The sequence below is a fragment of the Endozoicomonas sp. SESOKO3 genome (assembly GCF_024606255.1).
In genome coordinates, this window is sequence record NZ_JAHHPR010000308.1 from 1 (window position 1) to 1412 (window position 1412).

A 1412-nucleotide genomic window follows, 5' to 3' on the forward strand; every position below is an offset into this window, starting at 1 on the left:
GCATGAGATTAATATTGATCATGTAGACGACACCCACTTTTTCACACTGTCCCAAGTGTATGAAGACCTGCCGCTGAAAATGGGTGAGAAGAATTCCGATGGGGGATTGCAGGTAACGGAAAAAGACAACGGCATTAAGGCGTTCGATATCCACACCGGCTTCCAGCAGATCCACGGTGCAGGCAATAAAGGCCCGGTCAGCGGAGCCGCGCATGGGTTCGATCAGGTCAGAGCCGTTATTCGCGCCTCCCATGCATTTAAAGGCATAAAGGTCAGTGGGCGTTTGGTTTTGCTCTTTGCACCATTGGCTGTAGAGGTTGTTCATATGCATGGCAACACGGTCGGCATGAATTTCCCGGTTACAGAAGATAATCACTTTCTGCTCCGGTCCGCCGTTTTTGCAGAGCAGCTGGAACAGGTCTTCACACATTTTCGGGGTGCGCAGCTCGACAAAGATTTCATCATCAAAATCTTTGCCAGTGTACTGATCTTTGGTCAGCTCTGCTTCTGTGATGGGCTGCCCGGTTTTGATATTGACCGCTTTCGCCGCAAGGATCTCTTTTTTGGTAAAGGTTCGACTGTCAATATTTGCCTTGCGTTTAACAATCTCACAGGCAGAGAGATAGCCATCTTCTTGAGCTTGCGTTAGGGTATACTCGTAAACCGGTTCACCAAAGTATTTGACATTGTTAGCAGTGATTTGTGTGTCTTCTTCGGTTGCGTGTTTGGACTCAACAAGCTTTCTGGGGGTAGCTGTCAGGCCAATATGAATGGCTTCCGGGTTGCGGGTGAGCACCTCTGACCATTTGCCCCAGGCGGAACGATGACACTCATCAATAACAATGACACTGAAGGCATTTTCTCCGTAATGTTGGCTCAGGAAGCTGGCGAATTTTTCCGGGCTTGTCTCTTCACCATCAATGCCAAGGGTTTGATAGGTGGCAATGTGTATACGGGCATTTTTAGCTGCATTGCTGCCTTTCTCGGTTTTTACGATACGGGCATTATCGCCAAAAGCCGCTTTCATTTTGCTGTAGGCCTGCTCCCGCAACTCATCTCGGTCACATAAAAACAGGGCCGGTTTGTTCAGGCGGCCTGCTTCATTCAAACGCCATAGCAGGTTGGTGACAATAATGGTTTTGCCTGCACCCGTGGCCAGAGTGAGTAATACACGAGCAGGTTCCCCTTGTTGCTGGCAGCGTAAAATCTTCTCGAATGCAGCACGAATAGCGGCATCCTGATAGTAACGGGGCTTTGACCAGGCAGGACTGTCCGCCATGAACATGATCTTTGCTTCAGGAGTATGAAGATCAATGCTGGTGTCTTTAGCGTACCGGGCTGTCAGTGTTGGATGATCCGGAAAGTCTGGCATTTGGAACGGTCCGGTTTGCATATTTGTCGTAAAGTCATAC

The 1412-nt window shown here is 49.1% G+C and carries 1 protein-coding gene; it reads right to left on the reverse strand.

Annotation, left to right across the window (positions count from 1 at the left end; genetic code table 11):
- A partial coding sequence (locus KDK18_RS05455) for a DEAD/DEAH box helicase family protein (RefSeq protein WP_257253767.1) occupies positions 1-1372 on the reverse strand: 1372 nt, incomplete at its 3' end.
- Between the last annotated feature and the right edge of the window lie 40 nt (positions 1373-1412).